This is a genomic window from Lutibacter holmesii (assembly GCF_042679665.1).
In the GTDB taxonomy this organism is placed as follows: domain Bacteria; phylum Bacteroidota; class Bacteroidia; order Flavobacteriales; family Flavobacteriaceae; genus Lutibacter; species Lutibacter holmesii.
The window spans coordinates 1,088,598-1,112,084 of record NZ_JBHTMV010000003.1 but is presented as its reverse complement, the minus strand read 5'-3'; the positions used below and the strand labels follow the sequence as shown (position 1 = coordinate 1,112,084).

Sequence of the window (23,487 nt, the reverse complement as noted above, 5' to 3'; positions counted from 1 at the left end):
GGGTAACCCCAGACCTAAACCTTAAATTGTGTTAACTGTTGTAAGCTTATTTAAGCTCAACCTCAGCTCCAGCTTCTTCTAATGAAGCTTTTAATCCTTCAGCTTCTTCTTTAGAAACACCTTCTTTTACTGGTGCAGGTGCGCTATCTACAACACCTTTAGCTTCTTTTAATCCTAATCCAGTTAATTCTTTAACAAGTTTTACAACTGCTAATTTAGAACCACCTGCTGCTTTTAAAATTACGTCGAATTCAGTTTGCTCATCAGCTGCTTCTCCTGCTGCTGGACCTGCTACAGCTACTGCTGCTGCTGCTGCTGGCTCAATACCATATTCGTCTTTTAAAATATTAGCTAACTCATTTACTTCTTTTACTGTTAAGTTAACAAGTTGTTCTGCGAAATCTTTTAAATCTGCCATTTCTCTTTGTTTAATTTTTATTATATTAGTTTATTAGTGCGCTTATTCTTTCTCTGATAATGTTTTAAGAATACCTGTTAGAGTATTACCTCCAGACTGTAATGCTGAAACAACAGTTTTAGCTGGTGATTGTAACAATCCAATAATATCTCCAATTAATTCTTCTTTAGATTTAATATTAACTAAAGCTTCTAATTGGTCATCTCCAACATAAATTGCCTCTTCAACATAAGCTCCTTTTAAAACAGGCTTATCAGATTTTTTACGGAATTCTTTAATTACTTTTGCTGGTGCATTACCAGTATCAGAAATCATTAAAGATGTATTTCCTTTTAAAGTTTCTGGTAATTCACCAAAATCTTTATCAGATTTTTCCATTGCTTTTTCAAGCAAACTATTTTTAACAACAGCTAATTTTACATTGGCTTTAAAACAAGCTCTACGTAAATTAGATGTATCTAAAGCATTCAATCCTGAGATATCTGCTAAATAGATAATATTTCCTTCAGTTAACTGTGATGTTAAAACTTCTATTACTTGTGATTTTTCTTCTCTCGTCATAATTAATAAGATTTAACTATATTAAACTGATTTAATATCAACATTAATACTAGGACTCATCGTACTTGAAATAAATATACTTTTAACGTAAGTTCCTTTTGAAGCTGTAGGTTTTAATTTAATTAAAGTTTGAATTAATTCCTCTGCATTTTCATAAATTTTATCAGCATCAAAAGATGCTTTTCCAATTGCAGCGTGCACAATTCCTGTTTTATCAACTCTAAAGTCAATTTTACCTGCTTTTACTTCTTTAACAGCTTTTGCAACATCCATTGTTACCGTACCAGTTTTTGGGTTTGGCATTAAACCTCTTGGTCCTAAAACACGACCTAAAGGACCTAATTTACCCATTACACTTGGCATTGTAATAATAACGTCAACATCTGTCCATCCTTCTTTAATTTTTTGAAGGTATTCATCTAATCCAACATAATCAGCACCTGCTGCTGTAGCATCTGCTTCTTTATCTGGAGTTACCAATGCTAAAACTTTAACATCCTTACCTGTACCGTGTGGTAAAGTTACTACACCTCTAACCATTTGATTGGCTTTACGAGGATCAACTCCCAATCTCACAGCTAAGTCAATAGATGCATCAAAATTTACGCTAGTAATTTCTTTTACTAAAGCAGAAGCATCTTTTAAAGATAAAGCTTGATTTCTATCAACCTTTGCTTGCGCTTCTTTTTGCTTTTTTGTTAATTTTGCCATTTTTTAATAACTGTTTTATTGTTTAACTGGAGCTTCTCCCTTTACTTTAATACCCATTGAACGAGCTGTACCTGCCATCATTAACATAGCTGACTCTACAGTAAATGCATTTAAATCTACCATTTTGTCTTCAGCAATAACTTTCAATTGGTCCCAAGTAACTGTTGCTACCTTGTTACGATTAGGTTCTGAAGAACCTTTTTTTACTTTCGCTGCTTCTAAAATTTGGATAGCCGCTGGTGGAGTTTTAACAACAAAATCAAAAGATTTATCTTTATACACAGTAATTGCTACTGGTAATACTTTCCCTTGCTTGTCTTGAGTTCTTGCATTAAATTGCTTACAGAACTCCATAATGTTAACTCCGGCAGCACCTAAAGCAGGTCCAACTGGTGGTGATGGGTTTGCCGCACCTCCACGTACTTGTAATTTTACTACTTTACTAACTTCTTTTGCCATTTTTTAATCTTAATTTAGATACTACACATTAGTTGGAAGCATAATGCATTATCATATTATTATTGTAACAATTATGAAATTTTTTCAACTTGCATATAACTTAATTCTAATGGTGTTTTTCTTCCAAAGATTTTCACCATTACCTCAAGCTTACGTTTTTCTTCATTTATTTTCTCAATAGTACCATCAAAACCGTTGAATGGACCATCAATTACTTTTACAGTTTCACCAGTTACATAAGGTATTGCAACATTATCATTTTGAACAGATAATTCATCAACCTTACCTAGCATTCTGTTTATTTCAGACTTTCTCATAGGAACAGGATCACCTCCTTTAACTTCTCCTAAAAATCCAATAACTCCCGTAATACCTTTTATAATATGTGGAAGCTCACCACTTAAATTAGCTTCAATCATAACATAACCTGGAAAATATACTCTTTCTTTGTGTAATTTTTTCCCGTTACGTACTTGAATCACTTTTTCAGTAGGTACTAAAACACTTGCGACATAATCAGTCATACCTAGACGAGATATCTCAGTTTCAATATAAGATTTCACCTTATTTTCTTGCCCACCAATAGCTCTAACTACGTACCATTTTTTTACTGACTCAGCCATGAAATTTCTTGAATTAAAATAATTTAAAATACTCAGTTAAACCTGATTGGAATAATTTATCTACTGCAAACACAGCCAAAGCAAATAATACTGTAAATAAGGCAACAACTACCGTAGATTTTTGAGCTTCTTCCCAAGAAATCCAAGATACTTTATTGCGTAACTCATCAAATGAGTCTTTTATATATTTAACTAAATTCATTTCTTTTATTTTTGCACGGGCGGAGAGACTCGAACTCCCGACACCTGGTTTTGGAGACCAGTGCTCTACCAACTGAGCTACGCCCGTAAGAAAGGTGCTCCCTTTCAGAAGCACCTTTATATATTTTAGATTAGATTAGTCTAACATTTCTGTTACCTGACCTGCACCTACTGTTCTACCACCTTCACGGATTGCAAAACGTAAACCTACATTTAATGCAATTGGTTGGTGTAATTCAACAGTAATAGTTAAGTTATCACCTGGCATTACCATTTCAACACCTTCAGGTAAGTTAATAGTACCTGTTACGTCAGTTGTACGTACGTAAAACTGTGGACGGTAGTTGTTATGGAATGGAGTGTGACGTCCACCCTCTTCTTTTTTAAGAATATAAACCTCAGCTTTAAAGTTAGAGTGTGGAGTTACAGAACCTGGCTTACAGATTACCATACCTCTTTTGATATCTTCTTTAGCAATACCTCTTAATAAGATACCTACGTTATCCCCAGCTTCACCTCTATCTAATATTTTACGGAACATTTCAACTCCAGTAATAGTAGAAGTTAATTTTTCAGCTCCCATACCAATAATATCAACAGCATCACCAGTATTAGCTACACCAGTCTCAATACGACCAGTTGCAACAGTACCACGACCTGTAATTGAGAATACATCCTCAATTGGCATTAAGAAATCTTTATCAACATCACGCTTTGGTAACTCAATCCAAGTATCAACAGCATCCATTAATTCCATAATTTTGTCAGCCCATTTTGGCTCACCATTTAATCCACCTAAAGCAGATCCTTGAACTACAGGAGTGTTATCACCATCATATTCGTAGAAAGATAATAAATCTCTGATTTCCATTTCTACCAATTCTAATAATTCCTCATCATCAACCATATCCACTTTATTCATGAATACAACTAATCTAGGAATACCTACTTGACGACCTAATAAGATGTGCTCTCTTGTTTGAGGCATTGGTCCGTCTGTTGCAGCTACAACGATGATTGCACCATCCATTTGAGCAGCACCCGTTACCATGTTCTTTACGTAATCGGCGTGACCTGGACAGTCAACGTGAGCGTAGTGACGATTTGCAGTTTGATACTCAACGTGAGCAGTATTAATTGTAATACCTCTTTCCTTTTCCTCAGGAGCGTTATCGATTTGATCGAAATCTTTTACTTCAGAAAGTCCTTTATCTGCTAATACAACAGTAATAGCAGCTGTTAAGGTTGTTTTACCGTGATCAACGTGTCCAATAGTACCAATGTTTAAATGTGGTTTCGAACGATCGAAGGTTTCTTTAGCCATAATTATTAAATTTTAAATCTTAGTTATATATAATAGTGTTAAATTCTATTTATTTTATTTTGAGCCAATGACGGGATTTGAACCCGTGACCTCTTCCTTACCAAGGAAACACTCTACCCCTGAGCTACACCGGCCAAAAAAAAGAGCGAGAGACCGGGCTCGAACCGGCGACAGTCAGCTTGGAAGGCTGAAGCTCTACCAACTGAGCTACTCTCGCAATAATTTCTTCAAATCATCATTGTGTAATAATCTCTTACTACATTTTTCATTTGTGGTGAGAGAAGGATTCGAACCTTCGAAGCTTGCGCAGCAGATTTACAGTCTGCCCTCGTTGGCCACTTGAGTATCTCACCATTTATTCTTTTCAAAGATCTGAGCTAAAGAAGATTTTACGCTTCAAACACTTTTATTAAAAGCATTTACTCATTTCAACATATAAAAACAATCTCTTGTTTTTATTGAGCCGATGGAGGGACTCGAACCCACGACCTGCTGATTACAAATCAGCTGCTCTAGCCAGCTGAGCTACATCGGCTTTTTACTCCATAAAAGAAGTCCGCTATTTCTAACGGACTGCAAATGTATTAAAGTTTTTAAGTTTAAACAAACCTTTTTAAATTATTTTTTAAAATTTATTTAGCTCTTACTTTTTCCTTCTTTTTTAGAAGCTGTCTTTTTAGCGATTCTGTAGCTAACATCACACCTTCCTCAAATGTTTTACTTTGTTTCTTCACCACCAAATCATTCCCAGGAATATTTAATTTAACGTCAACAGACTTATTTTCTTTATCACTTGTTTGTTGAACTTTTAAAAAAACATCTGTATCTACAATTTTATCATAATACTTTTCTAAACTATTTACTTTTTTTTCTATAAATTCAACAAGACCTTTATCTATATTAAAATTAACTGACTGTACGTTTACTTTCATAATAAATTAGTTTTTTTCGCCCCTTGGGTGAGCATTGTTATACACTTCTTTTAACTTACCCAAACTACTATGGGTATATACTTGTGTTGACGCTAAACTCGAATGCCCAAGCAGTTCTTTAACAGAATTCAAATCTGCGCCTTCATTCAATAAATGTGTCGCGAAAGAATGTCGAATCACATGAGGACTCTTCTTTATTTTTGATGACACACTACTAAAATAATTATTTATTATTCGATACACAAGTGTATCATATGTTTTTTTACCTTTTTTTGTAAGTAATAAATAGGACTCGCTGGTCTCAATTTCACTTCTAAAAAGTAAGTATTCTTGTAATGAGCTTTTTACAGATTTTAATAACGGAATAAATCGTTCCTTATTTCTTTTTCCTAAAACTTTTACTACCTGATTGCTAAAATCAATATCATTTACTTTTAAATGAATTAATTCACTCCGCCTCATTCCTGTTGAATATAACAACTCTACAATTAATTTATCTCTAACCGACTCAAAATCTTGAACGTCACTTTTAGAATTAATTACCGTCTCTATTTCTCCTTCAGAAAAAGGTACCTGTACTTTCTTTGCTATTTTTAATGCTTTGTGTTTTATTAATGGACTTACCTCTATTTGTTTTGTTTTTTGAAGAAACTTATAGAATGTTTTTAATGAAGATACTTTTCTATTAATAGTTCTGTTTGAAATGTTATCTTCTACCAAAGAAACTATCCAACTTCTAATTTCAGGATAATTAACAGAAACAATATTTTTATCACCAAACTCGCTACTACAAAAATTTTGAAATGATTTTAAATCATTCTTATATGCAGTTACCGTGTGCTGAGAATATTTTTTCTCTAAAAGTAAGTAATTTAAAAAGGAATTTATAGGCATAAAAAAACCGTTAGCAAACAAACATACAACTTGTAATTTGTTTTTACTAACGGTTTAAAGTGTTTTGGCTAAAAATTAACCTTGCTCTTCTGATGTTCTTAATTTTTGAACATATTGAGCTTTTATGTTTTGCGCGCGTTTTACAACTGAAGGTTTGTTGAATTGCTTACGGTTACGTAAATTTTTCATTGTCTTCGTACGATCAAATTTTCTTTTGTAACGTTTTAACGCTCTATCAATATTCTCTCCGTCTTTAACTGGTATGATTAACATATTTTGGCACCTCCTTTCAAGTCGTTCTCTTTTAAATTTTGGATTGCAAATGTACAAACAATTTTAAATAAACAATAATTAAATTATATTTATTTAAGCAATAGGTTTATATTCCTTTTTATCAATAATCATTTTTGCAATTATTTCTCTCAAAATCTCAGAAGTTCCACCGCCAATTGGACCTAACCTACTATCTCTTAATAACCTAGCTAAAGGATATTCTTCCATATAACCATAACCACCTAGTAATTGTAAACAGTTATAAATTACTTCATCAGCAATTTTTGTAGACATTAATTTAGACATGCTAGCCTCTTTTACTACATATTGTCCCAAATCTAATCGCTTAACTATAGAATAATTAAACTCTTTACACATTTCTATTTCACTTGCCATATCGGCAACTTTATGCCTTAAAGCTTGAAATTTATCAATTGTTTTTCCAAAAGCAGTTCTTTCAGACATATATTGTATTGCGTAATCTAAAGCAAACTCTGCACGTGCATGTGCATTTACCCCCATAATAACTCTTTCTGAAGCAAAATGCTGCATTATATACGCAAAACCTTTCCCTTCTTCACCTAATAGATTTTCTTCTGGAATAACCACATTGTCAAAAGCAATTTCTGCAGTATCAGATGCTTTCCATCCTAATTTCACCAATTGCGTTGCTGAAATACCAGCTGTTTCTCTATCTACAACAAAAATACTCATTCCTTTATTCCCTAATTCAGGCGCTGTTTTTGCAGCAACCACCAAATAATCAGAATAAACTCCATTGGTTATAAACGTTTTTGAACCGTTTATAACATAAGTATTTCCTTTTTTAGTAGCAGTTGTTCTCATTCCTGCAACATCTGAACCACCAAATGGTTCTGAAACACAAAGGCAACCAACTAAATCACCTTCTATACTTGGAACTAAATACTTCTCTTTAATGTACGCACTACCTTCTGCGTTTAAATGCGTCATAGCTAAATAAGTATGCGCCCACATAGCTGCAGCAAAACCACCAGAATTTACTTTTTGCAATTCTTCTAAAAAAACTACGGTATAAAAAAGATCTAAATTTAAACCTCCAAACTCTTCTGGATAATTCAATCCAAAATAGCCCATTTCACCAAATTTCTTATAAATATTTTTATCTATAAACCCGGCTTTTTCCCAATTATCAATATTAGGAACTACTTCTTTTTGTAAAAAATCTCGAAAACTTTGTCGAAATACCTCGTGCTCTTCTGTAAAATACATACTTTATATCAGGCTAATTGAGTTATTAAATCAAATTTATTTAGCTGTCAAATATAAAGCTATTCTGTCGAATAGCCCCAAAGGAAAACCATCAATTTTTTTCAACTCTTCAAGAGATTGAATTTCAGCTACTTCATCTCTATAATTAAAAATCTTTTTTGTCAATTCATAATCAATATAAACAATAGACAACACTTCTTTAAAGGTGGCTTCATTCACATTTATTTGCTGAATTACAGGAGGCTTCATTACTTTAAATCTATCTAAAACCTTATTTGCTACATCTTTATCTAAATTCCAAACCTCATATAATTGCTCATTAAAACAAAATCCTTGCAACTTAGTTCTGTAATTAATAATTCTTTCAGCTCGCTTTTCTCCAATTCCGTTTACAAGTTGTAACTCTTCAATAGTTGCTAAGTTTAAATCTTTTAAAACAATAACTTCTTTTTGTTTTACAGACATTGTAGTTTTTACCTTTTTAGAAGTTACCCATGTTGGAAATTTAAAATAAGGTACAATTTGAAGTAATAAACTATCGTGAACACCTGTGACTTCTTGAAATTGTTTGGCTGAATTCACAAACAATCCTTTTCCTCTAAACGCTAGTAATTTGTCAATTTCAGCAACAGACATTCCTAATTGATAGCCTTTATAATCTGAAATATAATTAGGATTGAAAGGGTAAATTTTTGGTTTAGATTTTTCAACCTCAACCAAACGAAGTGAATCCATTTCTTTTTGAAACAACGCTATTTCCTTTTGTGAAATTTGTATGTTTTCTTCTGAAGAAAAATCAACATAAAAGAAACTTATTTGTAACACAATAATAATTAGCAGCAAAAAGAAAATCCCATTCCGTTGCTTTTTATTGAAACTGAAATGGGATTTGAAATTTTTCATTATCTTAAATTTTAGATCATTGCTTATGACCAATTGCTTTTAAATATTTTTTAAGCTCTCCTTTTACTTTTGGCGCTAATAACAGCAAACCAATAATATTAGGAAATACCATTGCAAAAATCATAGCATCTGAAAATTCAATTACAGAACCTAAACTTGAAGATGCTCCAACTACTACAAACATTAAAAATAATGCTTTATAAGTAATATCTACAATTTTACTTTTTCCAAACAAAAATTTCCAACCTTGTATACCGTAGTAAGACCAAGATAACATTGTTGAAAAAGCAAATAATATTACTGCAACAGTTAATAAAATAGAGAAATTAGGAATTGCAGAGTCAAAAGCTACAGAAGTTAAATCAACACCTCCTAAATGCTTTCCTGTACCATTCATAATTACATTATTACCTTCATCTAAATTTGAGTAATTAAATAAGTTACTTTTTAAGTTTGTTACCACAATTACCAAGGCTGTCATTGTACAAATAACAACTGTATCAACAAAAGGCCCAATAGATGCCACAATACCTTCACTTGCAGGAAATCTAGTTTTTACTGCGGCATGTGCAATAGATGCAGAACCTACACCAGCCTCATTTGAAAATGCTGCTCGTTGAAAACCAACAATCATTACACCAATTACACCACCAACTACAGATGTTTGTGTAAATGCACCATTCCAAATTTGAACTAAAGCATCAGGGATGATTGTAAAATTCATTCCAATAATTACTAAAGAAGCCCCAACAAACATAATTCCCATGAAAGGAACTATTTTCTCTGTAACCTGACCAATTCTTTTAATACCACCAATAATTACAATACCAACTAAAATAGCCATTACAACACCAAATAAAAATCCAGATTCTAATCCAAAAAGCAATTTAAATTGTGCCGTAGCTTGATTGGCCTGAAACATATTTCCACCTCCAAAAGAACCACCAATTACAAAAATAGCATACATTACTGCTAATACTTTTCCTAATCCGCCTAAACTCTTTTCTTTTAATCCTTTTCTAAGGTAGTACATTGGACCACCATAAATTTTTCCGTCTTCACCAACCTCACGGTATTTTACACCCAAAGTAGCCTCAACTAATTTTGTAGACATTCCAAAAAATCCTGCTACTATCATCCAAATTGTTGCACCTGGACCACCAATAGCAATTGCTACTGCTACACCTGCAATATTACCTAAACCAACTGTTGCAGAAAGCGCTGCTGTTAAAGCTTGAAAATGTGTAACTTCTCCTACAACACCTTCAGCCTGAACGCTTTCAAAAACATCTCCTCCCGGAGTAGGATCTCCCGCTACTGGTTCAACTGAATGATGATCTACATCATCATATTTTCCTTTTGCTGCTCTAATAGCTACACCCAATAAAGTAATATTTGCAAATTTAAAATACAGTGTAAAAAACAAAGCTCCTAACAGTAAAATAATAATTACAATAGGAACCTCAATACCAACAATTGAAATTGGATAAAAAACAACCGAACTTACAGCATCTGCGAAAGGTTTAAATTTTGCTTCTATCTGTTCATCGATAGATAATTCTTGAGAATATGTTAAAAAAGGAATAATTAGTAGTAGAAAAGATACTATTTTACGTTTCATATAAATTGTTTTATTAAAAATCGCTGCAATATGGTAAAAAAATGAGGTTACTACAAGTTTTTAACAATTAAAACAGATATCTATTACTATTCTAAATAATATTAACAAAAAAAGTCAAAAAAATTAAAAATAGGCTCGTAATTTTTTAATTTGCTCTTTTTCTCCTAAAACAATTAAAAAAGTATTTCTTTCTAGTTTTGTTTTAGCTTCAGGATTTATAATGTATTCACCTTTTTCAGTTTTAAAACCAATAATGCTACATCCTGTTTTTCGACGTAAATCTAAATCTAATATGGTTTTTGAGATATACTCATCTGGCAATTCGTTTACTGAGATTTCTTCTAAGTTTGCATCAACATCACCAGCAATTGTTAACCTATCTACAAATTCAACTAAATCTGGAGTTACCACTAAAGATGCCATATGAGCTCCTCCTAATTTATCTGGCATAATTACATTGGTTGCACCGGCAAACTTTAACTTTCCGTAAGAAGACTCATTAGAAGCTCTACTTATTATTGTAAAGTTTTTATTGAATTGACGCGCCGACAACACAACAAATAAATTATCAGCATCAGATGGTAATGCAGTTATTAAACTTTTTGCTTCATCTAAATTTAACTTTCTTAAATCATCATCATTAGTTGCGTCACCTTCAACATGCAATACACCATCTCTAACTAAATCTTCAACCTCAGCTTTTCGCTTTTCAATAACAACACAAGGTTGATTAAATTGTTTCAATTTCCCTACAGCTTGTTTCCCATTTCTTCCATAACCACAAACTACGGTATGGTTTTTTAAGTTTTGAATTTGTTTTTGCACCTTTTTTTCTTTTAAAAGTTTAAACACATCACTATTTGTAAAATATTGCGTTATTGAAGCAAACGTATAACCATAAACAACAATACTTATAATAATTAAAAAAATTGTAAATAATTTTCCTTGAACAGAAAGCGCATGAATTTCACTAAAACCAACTGTAGACATAGTAATAATTGTCATGTACAGTGAGTCTACAAAACTACCATTTGAGATAATCATATAGCCCGCAACACCAATGGCAATTACCAGCATTACCAAAACAAATGACAAATAAAGTTTAGATTTAAATTGCATATTTTATAAATCGAAAACCGAGCTTCTTTTAGTATAAATTAAGTCTTTAAGTCGCAATAGAAAAGCCAACGTTAAGTAAATACCAAATGACACTCCTAGTGTTACAAACGATAAATATATAAAAAATAAACGCACATTTGAAGCGCTCATTCCTAATCTATCTGCAAATCTAGATGAAACAGCAAAACCATGTTTTTCAAAAAAATGTCGTATGGAATGTATCCAATTCAAAGGCTCCTAATTTTTACGCAATATACTAATTTCCAAATAAGATATCACCTCAATTCAAATTTCTAATTTCATTTATTTAACTTTGCAACTTTCCAAAAAATCAATGACAAAACACGAAGAATATATTGAAGTGCTAGGAGCACGTGTTCATAATTTAAAAAATATTGATGTACGTATTCCTAGAGAAAAACTGGTAGTAATCACAGGTTTAAGTGGTAGTGGCAAATCGTCTTTAGCTTTTGACACTATTTATGCCGAAGGCCAACGCAGATATATTGAAACTTTTTCAGCATATGCTCGACAATTTTTAGGCGGATTAGAACGACCGGATGTTGATAAAATTGATGGTCTTTCACCTGTAATTTCTATTGAGCAAAAAACAACTAATAAAAGTCCGCGCTCAACAGTTGGTACTATTACTGAAATTTATGACTTTTTAAGATTGCTTTACGCTCGTGCTGCTGATGCTTACTCCTACAACACCAATAAAAAAATGGTTAGTTATAGTGATACGCAAATTAAAGAGCTTATTTTAGATACCTACAAAGGAAAAAAAATAGTTGTACTTGCGCCTGTAATTAAATCTAGAAAAGGCCATTATAGAGAACTTTTTGATCAAATTGCAAAACAAGGATTTGTAAAAGTTAGAGTAGATGGCGAAATAAGAGACATAGAAAAAGGCATGCGTTTAGACCGCTACAAAACGCACGATATTGAAATTGTTATTGATAGACTTGCCATTCAAGAAAATTCTGAAAAAAGACTAGCAGAAACCATTAATACCGCTATGTATACCGGTGACAATATTTTAATGGTTTTAGAACACAACACAAATACACCACGTTATTTTAGTAGAGATTTAATGTGTCCTGAAACAGGAATTTCATACCCAAAACCTGAACCAAATACTTTTTCGTTTAATTCACCTAAAGGTGCTTGTGACAGTTGCAATGGTTTGGGAATTACAAACTCTGTAAATATTGACAAAATTATTCCTAACAAAAATGTTTCTATAAAAAACGGAGGAATTGCACCACTTGGAGAACAAAAAACAAGCTGGATTTTTAAGCAATTGCAATTAATTGCAGATAGATACAAGTTTCAACTAACTGATCCTATTTCAAAAATACCAAATGAAGCACTTGACATTATATTAAATGGTGGGAAAGAAAAATTTAAAATTACGTCAAAAACTGTTGGAGTAACAAGAAATTATGAAATAGACTTTGAAGGAATAATTAATTTCATTGAAAATCAATACAAATCAACCGATTCTTCTTCAATAAAACGTTGGGCAAAAGATTTTATGGACGAAATTGAATGTGAAACTTGTAAAGGTGCTCGATTAAAAAAAGAGGCACTTTATTTCAAATTCAACAAAAAAAATATTTCTGAATTAGCAAAAATGGATGTAAGCGAGCTTGCAAATTGGTTTGTTGCTATTGAAGAAAAACTAAGTGAAAATCAACTAAAAATTGCTTCAGAAGTTTTAAAAGAAATTAGAACCAGAATTCAATTTTTATTAGATGTTGGATTGGACTATTTACAATTAGACCGAAGTTCAAAATCACTTTCAGGTGGTGAAGCACAACGTATAAGGTTAGCAACGCAAATAGGATCTCAATTAGTTGGTGTTTTATATATTTTAGATGAACCAAGCATAGGTTTACACCAAAGAGACAACGAGAAATTAATTAAATCTCTTATTAACTTACGAGATATTGGAAACTCTGTTATTGTAGTTGAGCACGATAAAGACATGATTGAAATGGCCGATTTTGTATTAGATATTGGTCCTGGAGCAGGTGTTCACGGAGGAGAAATTGTAAGTGAAGGTACTTTTAATGAACTTAAACAACACCATACTTTAACCGCTGATTATTTAAACGGAAGCAAAAAAATTGAAATTCCTAAAAAAAGACGCAAAGGAAATGGTGAAAAAATAGTTTTAAGTGGAGCCACAGGTAACAACTTAAAAAATGTAACTGTTAATTTTCCTTTAGGACAATTAATTTGCGTTACAGGTGTTTCAGGAAGCGGAAAATCTACCTTAATTAATGAGACCTTATACCCTATTTTAAATCAACATATTTACAAAGGTGTAAAAAAACCAATGCCTTACAAAGCCATTACTGGACTTGAACACATAGACAAAGTTATTGCAATAGACCAATCTCCTATTGGAAGAACACCGCGTTCAAACCCAGCAACATACACAGGCGTTTTTAGTGAAATTAGATCCCTATTTGCAAAAACAAGCGAGGCAGCCATAAGAGGTTACAAACCTGGAAGGTTCTCATTTAATGTAAAAGCAGGAAGATGCGAAACGTGCCAAGGTGGCGGTGTTCGTGTTATAGAAATGAACTTTTTACCAGACGTGCAAGTAGAGTGTGAAACGTGCCAAGGAAAGCGATTTAATAGAGAAACCTTAGAGATTAGATACAAAGGAAAATCAATTTCAGATATATTGAATATGACTATTGAAGAAGCCGCAGTGTTTTTTGAACATATTCCTAAAATTTTTAGAAAATTAAAAACTATAAACGATGTTGGTTTAGGTTACATTACTTTAGGTCAACAATCTACAACACTTTCTGGTGGTGAAGCACAGCGCATAAAACTAGCAGCTGAATTATCAAAAAGAGACACAGGAAACACTTTTTATATTTTAGACGAACCTACCACAGGACTTCATTTTGAAGATATTAGAGTATTAATGGAGGTATTAAATAAGCTTACCAATAAAGGAAACACTATTTTAGTAATTGAACACAATATGGATGTTATTAAACTAGCCGATTATATTTTAGATATTGGAATGGAAGGTGGAAAAAATGGTGGTGAATTAGTTTGCTTTGGTACTCCTGAAAAAGTAAGTAAACACCCAAAAAGTTATACCGCTAAATTCTTAAAAAAAGAACTAAATTAGACAACAATATTTTTAACTAAACAAAATAAAACTAAATGCTACCTACTGAAGATAGAAAAATACGTGAAAAATTCAAGCAAAAAACTTGGAATGAAATAAAAACAAACGACTCTTGGGCTATATTTAAAATTATGGCTGAATTTGTTGATGGTTTTGAGCGATTAGGAAAAATTGGGCCTTGTGTAAGCATCTTTGGTTCTGCTCGTACAAAAGAAGATCACGAATACTATAAATTAGCCGAAAATATTGCTTTTGAACTTACCCAAAATGGTTATGGTGTTGTTACTGGTGGCGGGCCAGGAATTATGGAAGCAGGTAACAGAGGTGCCGCACGAGGTAAAGGAACATCTGTAGGCTTAAATATTGAATTACCTTTTGAACAACATGACAATCCGTACATAGATTCAGATAAAAGTTTAGATTTTGATTACTTTTTTGTGAGAAAAGTAATGTTTGTAAAATACTCTCAAGGTTTTGTTGTTATGCCAGGTGGATTTGGAACCTTAGATGAATTGTTTGAAGCACTTACACTAATACAAACCAAAAAAATTGGAAAATTCCCTATTGTATTGGTAGGAAGAAAATTTTGGTCTGGACTTATTGATTGGGTAAAAAACACTATGCTTACCGAAGGAACCATAAGCCCAAAAGATTTGGATTTAATTTCTATAGTAGATACTGAAGATGAAGTTTTAGAAGTAATTAACACCTTCTATAAAAAATACAGTTTAAGCCCTAATTTCTAATAAAAAGCTTTGAATAAAACCCTGAAATTTACATTGCTGTTAAGTGTATTGTTTTTAAATCTATGCGTAGGTCAAAAAAACAACATTTCAATTACTGCAGCATTAAATTCAGAAACAAACAAATTAGAAGTTTACCAAGAAACACTTTATTACAATACTTCTAACAATAGTTTAAACTCCATTTATTTTCATAATTGGGCAAATGCTTATAAAGATAAAAATACGCCATTAGCCATACGTTTTGAAGAAAAAAACTCAAAATCATTTCATTTTACAAAAGAAAAAAATCGAGGTTATTCAGAAATTAAAAGCATAAACATTAACAATAAATTAGCCTCTTGGGAAAGTACTAAGGAAAACCCTGACATTTTAAAACTAATACTAAACCAACCTTTACAACCTAACGACTCAGTTAAAATAACCGCAACGTATACCGTAAAAATTCCGAAGGATAAATTCACAAGATACGGTGTAAATAATTACGAATACAACTTGCGATACTGGTACTTGGCACCTGCAATTTTGGAAAAAAATTGGAAAACGTTTAGCAACTTAGATTTAGATGATTTATACATTGATTTTTGTGATTATGATATTACATTAAACATTCCAAAAGAGTATACCGTAAATAGCGATTTATTATTTACTGTTAAAGAAGATAAATTCACTAATGAATACAGATTATTAGGAAGTAATAGACCTGATGTTGAAGTAAATATTACGCAATTAAATGAGTTTTCAAGCTACAACTCTACACCTGTTGCAATTACCACAAATCTAAATTCTGAAAAATTAAATTTAGTTGTTAAAACAAATATTTTAACTAGAGAACTAAGTTTTATTGAATCCTATTTAGGTAAATTCCCTCACAAAAAATTGCTTATAAACAAAATTAGTTATGAAAGTGATCCTGTGTATGGGTTAAATCAACTACCTTCTTTTTTAGAGCCATTTAGCGATATTTTTGAATGGGATATAAAAATGTTTAAAGTATTAGTACGCAAATATCTTGAAAACAAATTTTTATTCAACCAAAGAGATGATATTTGGCTTATTGACGGACTTCAAACATATTTAATGATGCAATATGTTGAAAAATTTTATCCTGAAGTAAAAGCACTAGGAAATATTTCGAAGTTTTGGGGTGTTAAAAAATATAATTTGGCTAAAATTAATTACAATGCAAAATATGATTTTGTTTATCAATTTGCATCACGTAAAAATTTAGACCAACCTTTAACCACACCCGCTGATTCACTATCAAACTTCAATAAAAAAATAGCCAACAAATACAAAGCCGGACTTGGATTAAGGTATTTAGATAGTTATTTAGGCGAAGCAACTATTAAAAATGCAATTGTTGATTTTTCAAACCAAAACTCTTCAAAAAAAGTTGAAAGCAAAGCAATTTTCAACTACATAAACACAACAAAAGACCTTGAATGGTTTAAAATTGGCTATTTACAAACCAATAAAAAACCAGATTACACCATAAAAAAAGTTGAAAAAACAGATGACTCACTTAAGGTAATTGTAGAAAACAAACGATCTTTTACTACACCCATAAAATTATATGGTTTAAAAGACAACAACATAAAATACCAAAAATGGCTGTCAGAGATAGATACTTCAGCTACAATTACAATAGCAAAAAATGGCTTTGACAAACTCTCTTTAAACTACAACTCTTTACTTCCTGAATATAATTTAAGAAATAACTGGAAAAACGTTGATAAAAAATTGGTTACCAGACCTATTCAGTTTCGTTTTCTAAAAGATTTAGAAAATCCATATTACAACCAACTCTTTTACAAACCGGTATTTGGATACAATTATTATAATGGTATTATTTTAGGTATGACTTTCTCAAACCAAACATATTTAAACAAAAGCATAAACTTTAAAATTACTCCTTCTTATGGAACAAAAAGTAATTCTTTTTCGGGTTCATATTCTTTAAGATATGAGTATTTACCAGAAAATGGGAAAGTAAATAAAATATTGGTGGGCGTTGCTGGTGGCCATTATGATTATGCTGAAGGATTGCCTTATAACCAAATTGTTCCTTATGCTGCACTTGAATTTAGGAAAAAAAATTACAGAGATATTAGTAGCAACATAATTTCTACCTCTTTTACATTTGTAGACAAAACACCTTCATTAACCGAAACTCAAGACATTGAAACACTAAAATACAATGTTTTTAACATAGGTTACGGATTTGCAAAACCAAATATTATTAAAGATTTACGTTTCTCTACAGGATTAGAAATCTCTGATAAATTCAGTAAAATATCGTTAAATGCACATTACAGAACACTTACAAACACAAACACACAATTTGATTTTAGATTATTTGCAGGTGCGTTCTTATCAAACAATACCAATACTGATTTTTTTAGCTTTGCTTTAGATAGACCAACAGATTATTTATTTAGATACGATTATTTAGGACGTTCAGAAACCAGTGGTTTTTTAAGTCAACAAATTATTATTTCTGAAGGTGGATTTAAATCAAAACTACCAGTAGCATACGCAAATCAATGGCTAACATCTATAAACACAAGCATTGGTCTTTGGCGTTGGATTGAAGTTTACAATGATACTGCTTTGGTAAAAAATAAATATGAAAAAGTATATTTTGCTTATGAAAACGGAGTTAGACTAAACTTTGTACAAGATATTTTAGAAGTTTATTTCCCAGTATACTCAAATTTAGGTTGGGAAATTACACAACCAAATTACGCCTCAAAAATTAGATTTGTATTGGTATTAAAACCTAAAAAAATATTCAATTTTCTTAAAAGAGGGTTTTATTAAACCTTATCTCGCACAAAAACCAACCACCATAAACCATTTAAATACAATACGTTAAACTCAATAAAATCAACTTAAAAAAGTCAACTTTCAACTATCATTTAAAAACCGTACCTTTGCACAACCAAAAAAATTGAAAATATGCAAGTAAAATCTTCAGCTTCCAACCAAGAACAACTTTCATTTAATCAATTTAGAACAGAAGTTTTACATGATTACAAGGTTGCTGTAATAAGCAGGGAATGTAGCATGCTGGGGAGAAGAGAAGTACTAACCGGAAAGGCTAAATTTGGAATTTTTGGAGATGGTAAAGAAGTACCTCAACTTGCAATGGCAAAGGCCTTTAAAAAAGGAGATTTTAGATCTGGTTACTACAGAGATCAAACTTTTATGATGGCTATTGGAGAGCTATCTCCACAACAATTTTTTGCAGCTTTATACGCACACACTGATATTGAAGCTGAACCTATGTCTGCGGGAAGACAAATGGGTGGTCATTTTTTAACGCATAGTTTAGACGAAAATGGTGAGTTTAAAAACTTAACTGAACAATACAACTCAACAAGTGATATTTCACCAACAGCTGCTCAAATGCCACGATTGCTTGGAGTTGCTTATGCTTCTAAATTATTTAGAAGACTTCCAGAATTAGAAAATCCGAAATTCTCAAATAATGGAAATGAAATTTCTTGGGGAACTATTGGAAATGCAAGTACTTCAGAAGGTGTCTTTTTTGAAACCATAAACGCCGCTGGTGTTTTGCAAGTACCAATGGTAATGAGTGTTTGGGACGATAACTACGGAATTTCGGTACCTGCAAAATTTCAAACTACCAAAGAAAATATTTCAGAAATATTAAAAGGGTTTCAACGTGATAAAAATGCGAAAGGATATGAAATTTTCACTGTAAAAGGTTGGGATTATGCTCAACTTATTGAAGTTTACAGCAATGCTTCTAAAATTGCAAGAGAAGAACACGTACCTGTATTAATTCATGTACAAGAATTAACGCAACCACAAGGTCATTCAACTTCAGGTTCTCACGAACGTTACAAATCACCAGAGCGCCTTACTTGGGAACGTCAATATGATTGTAATTCACAAATGCGCGATTGGATTATTGGATTTGAATTGACTGACTCTGAAGGAAACTCGCTAAAATTTGTAGAGGATGAAGAAGAATTAATTAAAATTGAAAAAGACGCAAAAAAATTAGTAGGAAAAGCACGAAGAGAGGCTTGGAATGCTTTTATTACACCTATAAAAAATCAAAAAAACGCTTTATTATTACTGCTTCAAAATGTTGCCAACAAAAGCGAAAACAATGTTTTTATCACTAAAATTAAAAATGATTTAAACGCAGTTTTAGAACCTACAAAAAAAGATTTATTAAGCACGGCAAGAAAAACAATTGTATACTTAAGAAATGAAACTTTTCCAGAAAAAAAACAGCTTCAAAACTGGATTTTAAACTTTATTGCTGTTGAACAACCAAAATTTAGTTCACATTTATATAGCCAAACAGAAAAAAAAGTTAGCAATTTAAAAGAAGTACTACCTACTTATAACAAAAACCCTGACGTAGTAGATGGCCGAATTGTTATAAAAGATAATTTTGATACCATTTTTTCAAATAGAAAAGATGTTTTTATATTTGGTGAAGACGCTGGTAGCATTGGAGATGTAAATCAAGGACTTGTTGGACTTCAAGAAAAATACGGAAAATTAAGAGTTTCTGATACAGGAATTAGAGAAGCCACTATTATTGGACAAGGAATTGGAATGGCCTTAAGAGGATTACGTCCAATTGCAGAAATTCAATATTTAGATTATTTGTTATACGCATTACAAATATTAAGTGACGATTTAGCGACACTTCTTTACAGAACCATTGGAAAACAAAAAGCACCGCTAATTATTAGAACAAGAGGTCACAGGTTAGAAGGTATTTGGCATTCTGGATCTCCTATGGGAGCAATTGTTAATCTATTAAGAGGTATCAATATTTTAGTTCCCAGAAATATGACTAAAGCAGCAGGGTTTTACAACACATTGTTAGAATGTGATGAACCAGCATTAGTTATTGAGAATTTGAATGGTTATAGACTAAAAGAAAAACTACCAAATAATTTAGGTGAGTTTAAAACACCAATTGGAGTTGTAGAAACAGTAAAAGAAGGAACTGATATTACCGTTGTTTCTTATGGATCAACACTAAAAATTGTGCAAGATGTTGTAAACGATTTATTACAAGTTGATATCAATATTGAAATTATTGATGTGCAAAGTTTACTTCCTTTTGATGTAAATCATGATATTGTAAAAAGTGTCCAAAAAACAAATCGCTTAATAATTATAGACGAAGATGTGCCAGGTGGAGCTTCAGCTTATTTATTAAATGAAATTTTAGAAAAACAAAATGCTTACGAGTTTTTAGATAGTAAACCAATTACATTAACAGCTAAAGAGCACCGAGCTGCTTACGGAAGCGATGGCGATTACTTCTCTAAACCAAATGCTGAAGATATTTTTGAAACTATTTATAAAATAATGCACGAAGTAAACCCTTCAAAATATAAAAAACTGTATTAAACAACAATTGTTACACAAACATAAACACGCTTTAAAAACACCTATTTAGGTGTTTTTTTTGGTTTAAAACACACCTTAAAGTGATTCAAACCCACATAAATTCTATGACAAATATCATAAATTGACATATATCATAGTTTTTACAATAAATAGTCGTTAAATTTGAGAATAATAGAATTACAAGCTAATAATCATCTTTAAAATTATTAAAATGGCAAAAGTTAAAGGAGCGATCGTTGTTAATACTGAAACATGTAAAGGCTGTGAGGTTTGCATACCTGTTTGCCCTGAAGATGTAATTGCAATGTCAACTGAAGTAAACAGAAAAGGCTATCATTACGCCTATATGAAAAATCCCGAAGCGTGTACAGGCTGCACAAATTGTGGAATTGTTTGCCCAGACAGAGCAATCTCTGTATATCGCGTAAAAGTTTCAGCATAACTAATAAAACATTAACCCAATGTCCGAATTAAAACTAATGAAAGGTAATGAAGCTTTAGCCGAAGCTGCTATTAGAGCCGGCGTAGATGCTTATTTTGGTTACCCTATTACTCCTCAATCTGAGGTGATAGAATATTTAATGACTGAACGTCCTGAAGAAAGAACCGGTATGGTTGTTTTACAAGCAGAAAGCGAAGTTGCAGCAATAAATATGGTTTATGGTGGAGCAAGTACCGGAAAAAAAATAATGACCTCATCATCAAGCCCTGGAATTTCATTAAAACTTGAAGGTATTTCTTATTTGGCAGGCGCAGAATTACCTGCAGTTATTGTAAACGTTGTTCGTGGTGGTCCAGGATTGGGTACTATTCAACCTTCACAAGCTGATTATTTTCAATCTGTAAAAGGTGGCGGACATGGCGATTACAAATTATATGTTTTAGCTCCAGCATCTGTTCAAGAAATGGCAGATTTTGTAGAAGATGCTTTTGATATTGCTTTCAAATACCGAGCTCCGGTATTAATTCTATCCGACGGATTAATTGGTCAAATGATGGAAAAAGTTGTTTTAAAAGAACAAAAAGAGAGAATAAGCGACGAAGAATTAATTCAAAAACATGGAAGTTGGGCTACAACCGGAAGAACTAATAGAGAACGAAATATTATTACTTCATTAGACCTACAATCTGAAAAAATGGAAGCTCGTGTGCATCGCTTAATGGCTAAATATGCCAAAATGGAGGCTGAAGACACTCGATTTGAAAAAATAAACTGTGACGATGCTGAATATTTAATTGTAGCATATGGCTCAAGCGCAAGAATTAGTCAAAAAGCAGTTGAACTTGCAAGAGCCAAAGGAATAAAAGTTGGCCTTTTAAGACCAATCACATTATTCCCATATCCAAAACAAGAATTATTTGAATTAGCTGACCAAGTAAAAGGAATTTTAAGTGTTGAATTAAACGCTGGTCAAATGGTAGAAGACGTAAAACTTGCTGTTGAACATAAAGTACCAGTAGAGCATTTTGGAAGAACTGGAGGTATTATTCATACTCCTGAAGAAGTATTAGCAGCCTTAGAACAAAAAATTATAAAATGAACGTACTAGACATTATAAAACCAGAAAATGAAGTATTCTGTAAAACTAAATTAATGACAGACACAACCCTGTCTTATTGCCCGGGTTGTGGTCACGGTACTGCACACAATTTAACAATGGAAGTTATAGACGAAATGGGAATAGTTGAAGAAACTATAGGTGTAGCTCCTGTAGGTTGTTCTGTGCTCGCTTATGATTTTATGAATATTGACATGACACAAGCTGCGCACGGAAGAGCTCCGGCGGTAGCAACAGCAATTGCAAGATGTTGGCCAAACAAATATGTGTTTACTCACCAAGGTGATGGTGATTTAGCAGCAATTGGAACTGCCGAAACTATTCACGCTTGTAATAGAGGTGAAAACATTGTAATTATTTTTGTAAATAATGGAATTTACGGAATGACTGGTGGTCAAATGGCTCCCACTACTTTAGAAGGAATGCAATCTTCAACTTCACCATATGGAAGAGATTCTAAAACAATGGGAATGCCAATTAAAATGACAGAGTTAGTTGCAAATTTACCTGGTGTTTATTACGCTACACGCCAAGCTGTACACACACACAAACATGCTCGAAAAGCAAAAAAAGCCATAAAAAAAGCGTTTGAAAACACTAGATTAAAACAAGGAGTTTCATTTATTGAAATTGTATCAAATTGTAATTCTGGATGGAAAATGAACCCAAATGAAGCCAATAAATGGATGGAAGAACATATGTTTTCTTACTTTCCTTTAGGTGATATTAAAGTAAATGGTAAACTAAAATAATAAGTTATGACAGAAGAAATTATTATTGCAGGATTTGGAGGCCAAGGAGTTTTATCCATGGGAAAAATATTGGCTTACTCAGGAATAATGCAAGACCAAGAAGTAAGCTGGATGCCTTCATACGGACCTGAAATGAGAGGAGGAACAGCCAACGTAACTGTTATTTTAAGTGATGAAAGAATTAGCTCGCCTTATTTAAAATTATTTGACACAGCAATTATTTTAAATCAGCAGTCTATGGATAAGTTTGAAGAAACTGTAAAACCTGGCGGTATATTAATTTACGAACCAAATGGAATTCATGTGCACCCAACTAGAACTGACATACATATTTACCAAATTGAAGCTACTAAAATAGCCACAGAAATGGGAAACAAAAAAATATTTAATATGGTTGTTTTGGGCGCTTATTTAAAAGCCAAACCAGTAGTTGAATTAGAAAACGTTATACACGGCTTAGAAAAATCACTTTCTGAAAGATATCATCATTTAATACCTTTAAATAAAGAAGCAATTACAAAAGGAATGGAATCCATACAAAAGTATGAAGCCATAGCAACCGTTTCCTAAT

The 23,487-nt window shown here is 32.2% G+C and carries 23 protein-coding genes and 5 tRNA genes; 8 read left to right on the top strand and 20 right to left on the bottom strand.

Going from position 1 to position 23,487, the window contains the following annotated elements; genetic code table 11:
* Positions 1-46 precede the first annotated feature (46 nt).
* The 20 genes from rplL to ACFQ5N_RS07660 all read right to left on the bottom strand — a co-directional run bounded on the left by rplL (position 47) and on the right by ACFQ5N_RS07660 (position 11,521).
* Positions 47-418, bottom strand: coding sequence for a 50S ribosomal protein L7/L12 (gene rplL, locus ACFQ5N_RS07755; RefSeq protein ID WP_386808915.1), 372 nt, complete (start codon positions 416-418; stop codon positions 47-49).
* Between the two features lie 42 nt (positions 419-460).
* Entirely contained in the window at positions 461-979 is a 519-nt protein-coding gene (rplJ, locus tag ACFQ5N_RS07750; RefSeq protein WP_386808914.1) for a 50S ribosomal protein L10, read from the bottom strand.
* A gap of 21 nt (positions 980-1,000) precedes the next feature.
* On the bottom strand, positions 1,001-1,690 hold the full coding sequence (rplA, locus tag ACFQ5N_RS07745) for a 50S ribosomal protein L1 (protein WP_386808913.1): 690 nt from the start codon (positions 1,688-1,690) through the stop codon (positions 1,001-1,003).
* A gap of 15 nt (positions 1,691-1,705) precedes the next feature.
* Positions 1,706-2,149 (bottom strand): 50S ribosomal protein L11, encoded by a 444-nt coding sequence (rplK, locus tag ACFQ5N_RS07740; protein ID WP_386808912.1) that lies wholly within the window; start codon positions 2,147-2,149, stop codon positions 1,706-1,708.
* A gap of 71 nt (positions 2,150-2,220) precedes the next feature.
* Positions 2,221-2,772, bottom strand: a complete 552-nt coding sequence (nusG, locus tag ACFQ5N_RS07735; RefSeq protein WP_386808911.1) for a transcription termination/antitermination protein NusG — start codon at positions 2,770-2,772, stop codon at positions 2,221-2,223.
* Between the two features lie 13 nt (positions 2,773-2,785).
* On the bottom strand, positions 2,786-2,974 hold the full coding sequence (gene secE / locus ACFQ5N_RS07730) for a preprotein translocase subunit SecE (RefSeq protein ID WP_386808910.1): 189 nt from the start codon (positions 2,972-2,974) through the stop codon (positions 2,786-2,788).
* Positions 2,975-2,988: 14 nt separating this feature from the next.
* Positions 2,989-3,061 (bottom strand) — tRNA-Trp (locus ACFQ5N_RS07725).
* A 48-nt stretch (positions 3,062-3,109) separates the two neighbouring features.
* Positions 3,110-4,297 (bottom strand): elongation factor Tu, encoded by a 1,188-nt coding sequence (tuf, locus tag ACFQ5N_RS07720; RefSeq protein ID WP_386808909.1) that lies wholly within the window; start codon positions 4,295-4,297, stop codon positions 3,110-3,112.
* A gap of 62 nt (positions 4,298-4,359) precedes the next feature.
* A tRNA-Thr gene (locus tag ACFQ5N_RS07715) sits at positions 4,360-4,431 on the bottom strand.
* Between the two features lie 10 nt (positions 4,432-4,441).
* A tRNA-Gly gene (locus tag ACFQ5N_RS07710) sits at positions 4,442-4,514 on the bottom strand.
* 55 nt (positions 4,515-4,569) lie between these two features.
* Positions 4,570-4,650: transfer RNA gene (locus ACFQ5N_RS07705), tRNA-Tyr, on the bottom strand.
* Positions 4,651-4,758: 108 nt separating this feature from the next.
* Positions 4,759-4,832 (bottom strand) — tRNA-Thr (locus ACFQ5N_RS07700).
* A 97-nt stretch (positions 4,833-4,929) separates the two neighbouring features.
* A complete protein-coding gene (gene hpf / locus ACFQ5N_RS07695) occupies positions 4,930-5,229 on the bottom strand; it encodes a ribosome hibernation-promoting factor, HPF/YfiA family (RefSeq protein ID WP_386808908.1) in 300 nt (99 codons plus the stop codon).
* Positions 5,230-5,235: 6 nt separating this feature from the next.
* Positions 5,236-6,123, bottom strand: coding sequence for a tyrosine-type recombinase/integrase (locus ACFQ5N_RS07690; RefSeq protein WP_386808907.1), 888 nt, complete (start codon positions 6,121-6,123; stop codon positions 5,236-5,238).
* Positions 6,124-6,198: 75 nt separating this feature from the next.
* Positions 6,199-6,396: a 30S ribosomal protein S21 gene (gene rpsU / locus ACFQ5N_RS07685; protein ID WP_386808906.1), complete on the bottom strand. Its 198-nt coding sequence runs from the start codon at positions 6,394-6,396 to the stop codon at positions 6,199-6,201.
* Between the two features lie 93 nt (positions 6,397-6,489).
* Entirely contained in the window at positions 6,490-7,647 is a 1,158-nt protein-coding gene (locus ACFQ5N_RS07680) for an acyl-CoA dehydrogenase family protein (protein ID WP_386808905.1), read from the bottom strand.
* A 36-nt stretch (positions 7,648-7,683) separates the two neighbouring features.
* Complete coding sequence (locus ACFQ5N_RS07675) at positions 7,684-8,550, bottom strand: ComEA family DNA-binding protein (protein WP_386808904.1); 867 nt, start codon at positions 8,548-8,550, stop codon at positions 7,684-7,686.
* A gap of 16 nt (positions 8,551-8,566) precedes the next feature.
* Positions 8,567-10,171: an alanine/glycine:cation symporter family protein gene (locus ACFQ5N_RS07670; RefSeq protein WP_386808903.1), complete on the bottom strand. Its 1,605-nt coding sequence runs from the start codon at positions 10,169-10,171 to the stop codon at positions 8,567-8,569.
* A 123-nt stretch (positions 10,172-10,294) separates the two neighbouring features.
* Positions 10,295-11,290, bottom strand: a complete 996-nt coding sequence (locus tag ACFQ5N_RS07665; protein WP_386808902.1) for a potassium channel family protein — start codon at positions 11,288-11,290, stop codon at positions 10,295-10,297.
* A gap of 3 nt (positions 11,291-11,293) precedes the next feature.
* Entirely contained in the window at positions 11,294-11,521 is a 228-nt protein-coding gene (locus tag ACFQ5N_RS07660) for a PspC domain-containing protein (protein ID WP_386808901.1), read from the bottom strand.
* Positions 11,522-11,624: 103 nt separating this feature from the next.
* Here ACFQ5N_RS07660 and uvrA point away from each other — a divergent pair, with 103 nt between their 5' ends.
* The 8 genes from uvrA (at position 11,625) to ACFQ5N_RS07620 (ending at position 23,486) form a co-directional block, all read left to right on the top strand.
* Positions 11,625-14,450: an excinuclease ABC subunit UvrA gene (gene uvrA / locus ACFQ5N_RS07655; RefSeq protein ID WP_386808900.1), complete on the top strand. Its 2,826-nt coding sequence runs from the start codon at positions 11,625-11,627 to the stop codon at positions 14,448-14,450.
* 35 nt (positions 14,451-14,485) lie between these two features.
* Positions 14,486-15,196 carry an LOG family protein gene (locus ACFQ5N_RS07650; RefSeq protein WP_386808899.1) on the top strand — a complete coding sequence of 237 codons (711 nt, stop codon included), beginning with the start codon at positions 14,486-14,488 and terminating at the stop codon, positions 15,194-15,196.
* A 9-nt stretch (positions 15,197-15,205) separates the two neighbouring features.
* Complete coding sequence (locus tag ACFQ5N_RS07645; RefSeq protein ID WP_386808898.1) at positions 15,206-18,016, top strand: aminopeptidase; 2,811 nt, start codon at positions 15,206-15,208, stop codon at positions 18,014-18,016.
* A 138-nt stretch (positions 18,017-18,154) separates the two neighbouring features.
* On the top strand, positions 18,155-20,605 hold the full coding sequence (locus ACFQ5N_RS07640; RefSeq protein ID WP_386808897.1) for an alpha-ketoacid dehydrogenase subunit alpha/beta: 2,451 nt from the start codon (positions 18,155-18,157) through the stop codon (positions 20,603-20,605).
* A gap of 211 nt (positions 20,606-20,816) precedes the next feature.
* The gene (locus ACFQ5N_RS07635) at positions 20,817-21,047 is read left to right on the top strand and encodes a 4Fe-4S dicluster domain-containing protein (protein WP_386808896.1); all 231 of its coding nucleotides are present in this window, start codon (positions 20,817-20,819) and stop codon (positions 21,045-21,047) included.
* A gap of 19 nt (positions 21,048-21,066) precedes the next feature.
* On the top strand, positions 21,067-22,146 hold the full coding sequence (locus ACFQ5N_RS07630) for a 3-methyl-2-oxobutanoate dehydrogenase subunit VorB (RefSeq protein WP_386808895.1): 1,080 nt from the start codon (positions 21,067-21,069) through the stop codon (positions 22,144-22,146).
* Complete coding sequence (locus ACFQ5N_RS07625) at positions 22,143-22,916, top strand: thiamine pyrophosphate-dependent enzyme (protein ID WP_386808894.1); 774 nt, start codon at positions 22,143-22,145, stop codon at positions 22,914-22,916. The genes ACFQ5N_RS07630 and ACFQ5N_RS07625 overlap by 4 nt, the downstream gene beginning before the upstream one ends.
* Before the next feature lie 6 nt (positions 22,917-22,922).
* Positions 22,923-23,486: a 2-oxoacid:acceptor oxidoreductase family protein gene (locus ACFQ5N_RS07620; RefSeq protein ID WP_386808893.1), complete on the top strand. Its 564-nt coding sequence runs from the start codon at positions 22,923-22,925 to the stop codon at positions 23,484-23,486.
* The last annotated feature ends 1 nt before the right edge of the window (position 23,487 follow it).

Bases quoted from the DNA above. Each gene is read 5' to 3' on its own strand.
- nusG (WP_386808911.1), bottom strand. From the start codon at position 2,772: ATGGCTGAGTCAGTAAAAAAATGGTACGTAGTTAGAGCTATTGGTGGG.
- rplA (WP_386808913.1), bottom strand. From the start codon at position 1,690: ATGGCAAAATTAACAAAAAAGCAAAAAGAAGCGCAAGCAAAGGTTGAT.
- ACFQ5N_RS07665 (WP_386808902.1), bottom strand. From the start codon at position 11,290: ATGCAATTTAAATCTAAACTTTATTTGTCATTTGTTTTGGTAATGCTG.
- ACFQ5N_RS07670 (WP_386808903.1), bottom strand. From the start codon at position 10,171: ATGAAACGTAAAATAGTATCTTTTCTACTACTAATTATTCCTTTTTTA.
- rplJ (WP_386808914.1), bottom strand. From the start codon at position 979: ATGACGAGAGAAGAAAAATCACAAGTAATAGAAGTTTTAACATCACAG.
- rpsU (WP_386808906.1), bottom strand. From the start codon at position 6,396: ATGTTAATCATACCAGTTAAAGACGGAGAGAATATTGATAGAGCGTTA.
- ACFQ5N_RS07635 (WP_386808896.1), top strand. From the start codon at position 20,817: ATGGCAAAAGTTAAAGGAGCGATCGTTGTTAATACTGAAACATGTAAA.
- ACFQ5N_RS07620 (WP_386808893.1), top strand. From the start codon at position 22,923: ATGACAGAAGAAATTATTATTGCAGGATTTGGAGGCCAAGGAGTTTTA.
- ACFQ5N_RS07640 (WP_386808897.1), top strand. From the start codon at position 18,155: ATGCAAGTAAAATCTTCAGCTTCCAACCAAGAACAACTTTCATTTAAT.
- uvrA (WP_386808900.1), top strand. From the start codon at position 11,625: ATGACAAAACACGAAGAATATATTGAAGTGCTAGGAGCACGTGTTCAT.
- rplL (WP_386808915.1), bottom strand. From the start codon at position 418: ATGGCAGATTTAAAAGATTTCGCAGAACAACTTGTTAACTTAACAGTA.
- rplK (WP_386808912.1), bottom strand. From the start codon at position 2,149: ATGGCAAAAGAAGTTAGTAAAGTAGTAAAATTACAAGTACGTGGAGGT.
- secE (WP_386808910.1), bottom strand. From the start codon at position 2,974: ATGAATTTAGTTAAATATATAAAAGACTCATTTGATGAGTTACGCAAT.
- ACFQ5N_RS07680 (WP_386808905.1), bottom strand. From the start codon at position 7,647: ATGTATTTTACAGAAGAGCACGAGGTATTTCGACAAAGTTTTCGAGAT.
- ACFQ5N_RS07625 (WP_386808894.1), top strand. From the start codon at position 22,143: ATGAACGTACTAGACATTATAAAACCAGAAAATGAAGTATTCTGTAAA.
- ACFQ5N_RS07690 (WP_386808907.1), bottom strand. From the start codon at position 6,123: ATGCCTATAAATTCCTTTTTAAATTACTTACTTTTAGAGAAAAAATAT.
- ACFQ5N_RS07675 (WP_386808904.1), bottom strand. From the start codon at position 8,550: ATGAAAAATTTCAAATCCCATTTCAGTTTCAATAAAAAGCAACGGAAT.
- ACFQ5N_RS07630 (WP_386808895.1), top strand. From the start codon at position 21,067: ATGTCCGAATTAAAACTAATGAAAGGTAATGAAGCTTTAGCCGAAGCT.
- tuf (WP_386808909.1), bottom strand. From the start codon at position 4,297: ATGGCTAAAGAAACCTTCGATCGTTCGAAACCACATTTAAACATTGGT.
- hpf (WP_386808908.1), bottom strand. From the start codon at position 5,229: ATGAAAGTAAACGTACAGTCAGTTAATTTTAATATAGATAAAGGTCTT.
- ACFQ5N_RS07650 (WP_386808899.1), top strand. From the start codon at position 14,486: ATGCTACCTACTGAAGATAGAAAAATACGTGAAAAATTCAAGCAAAAA.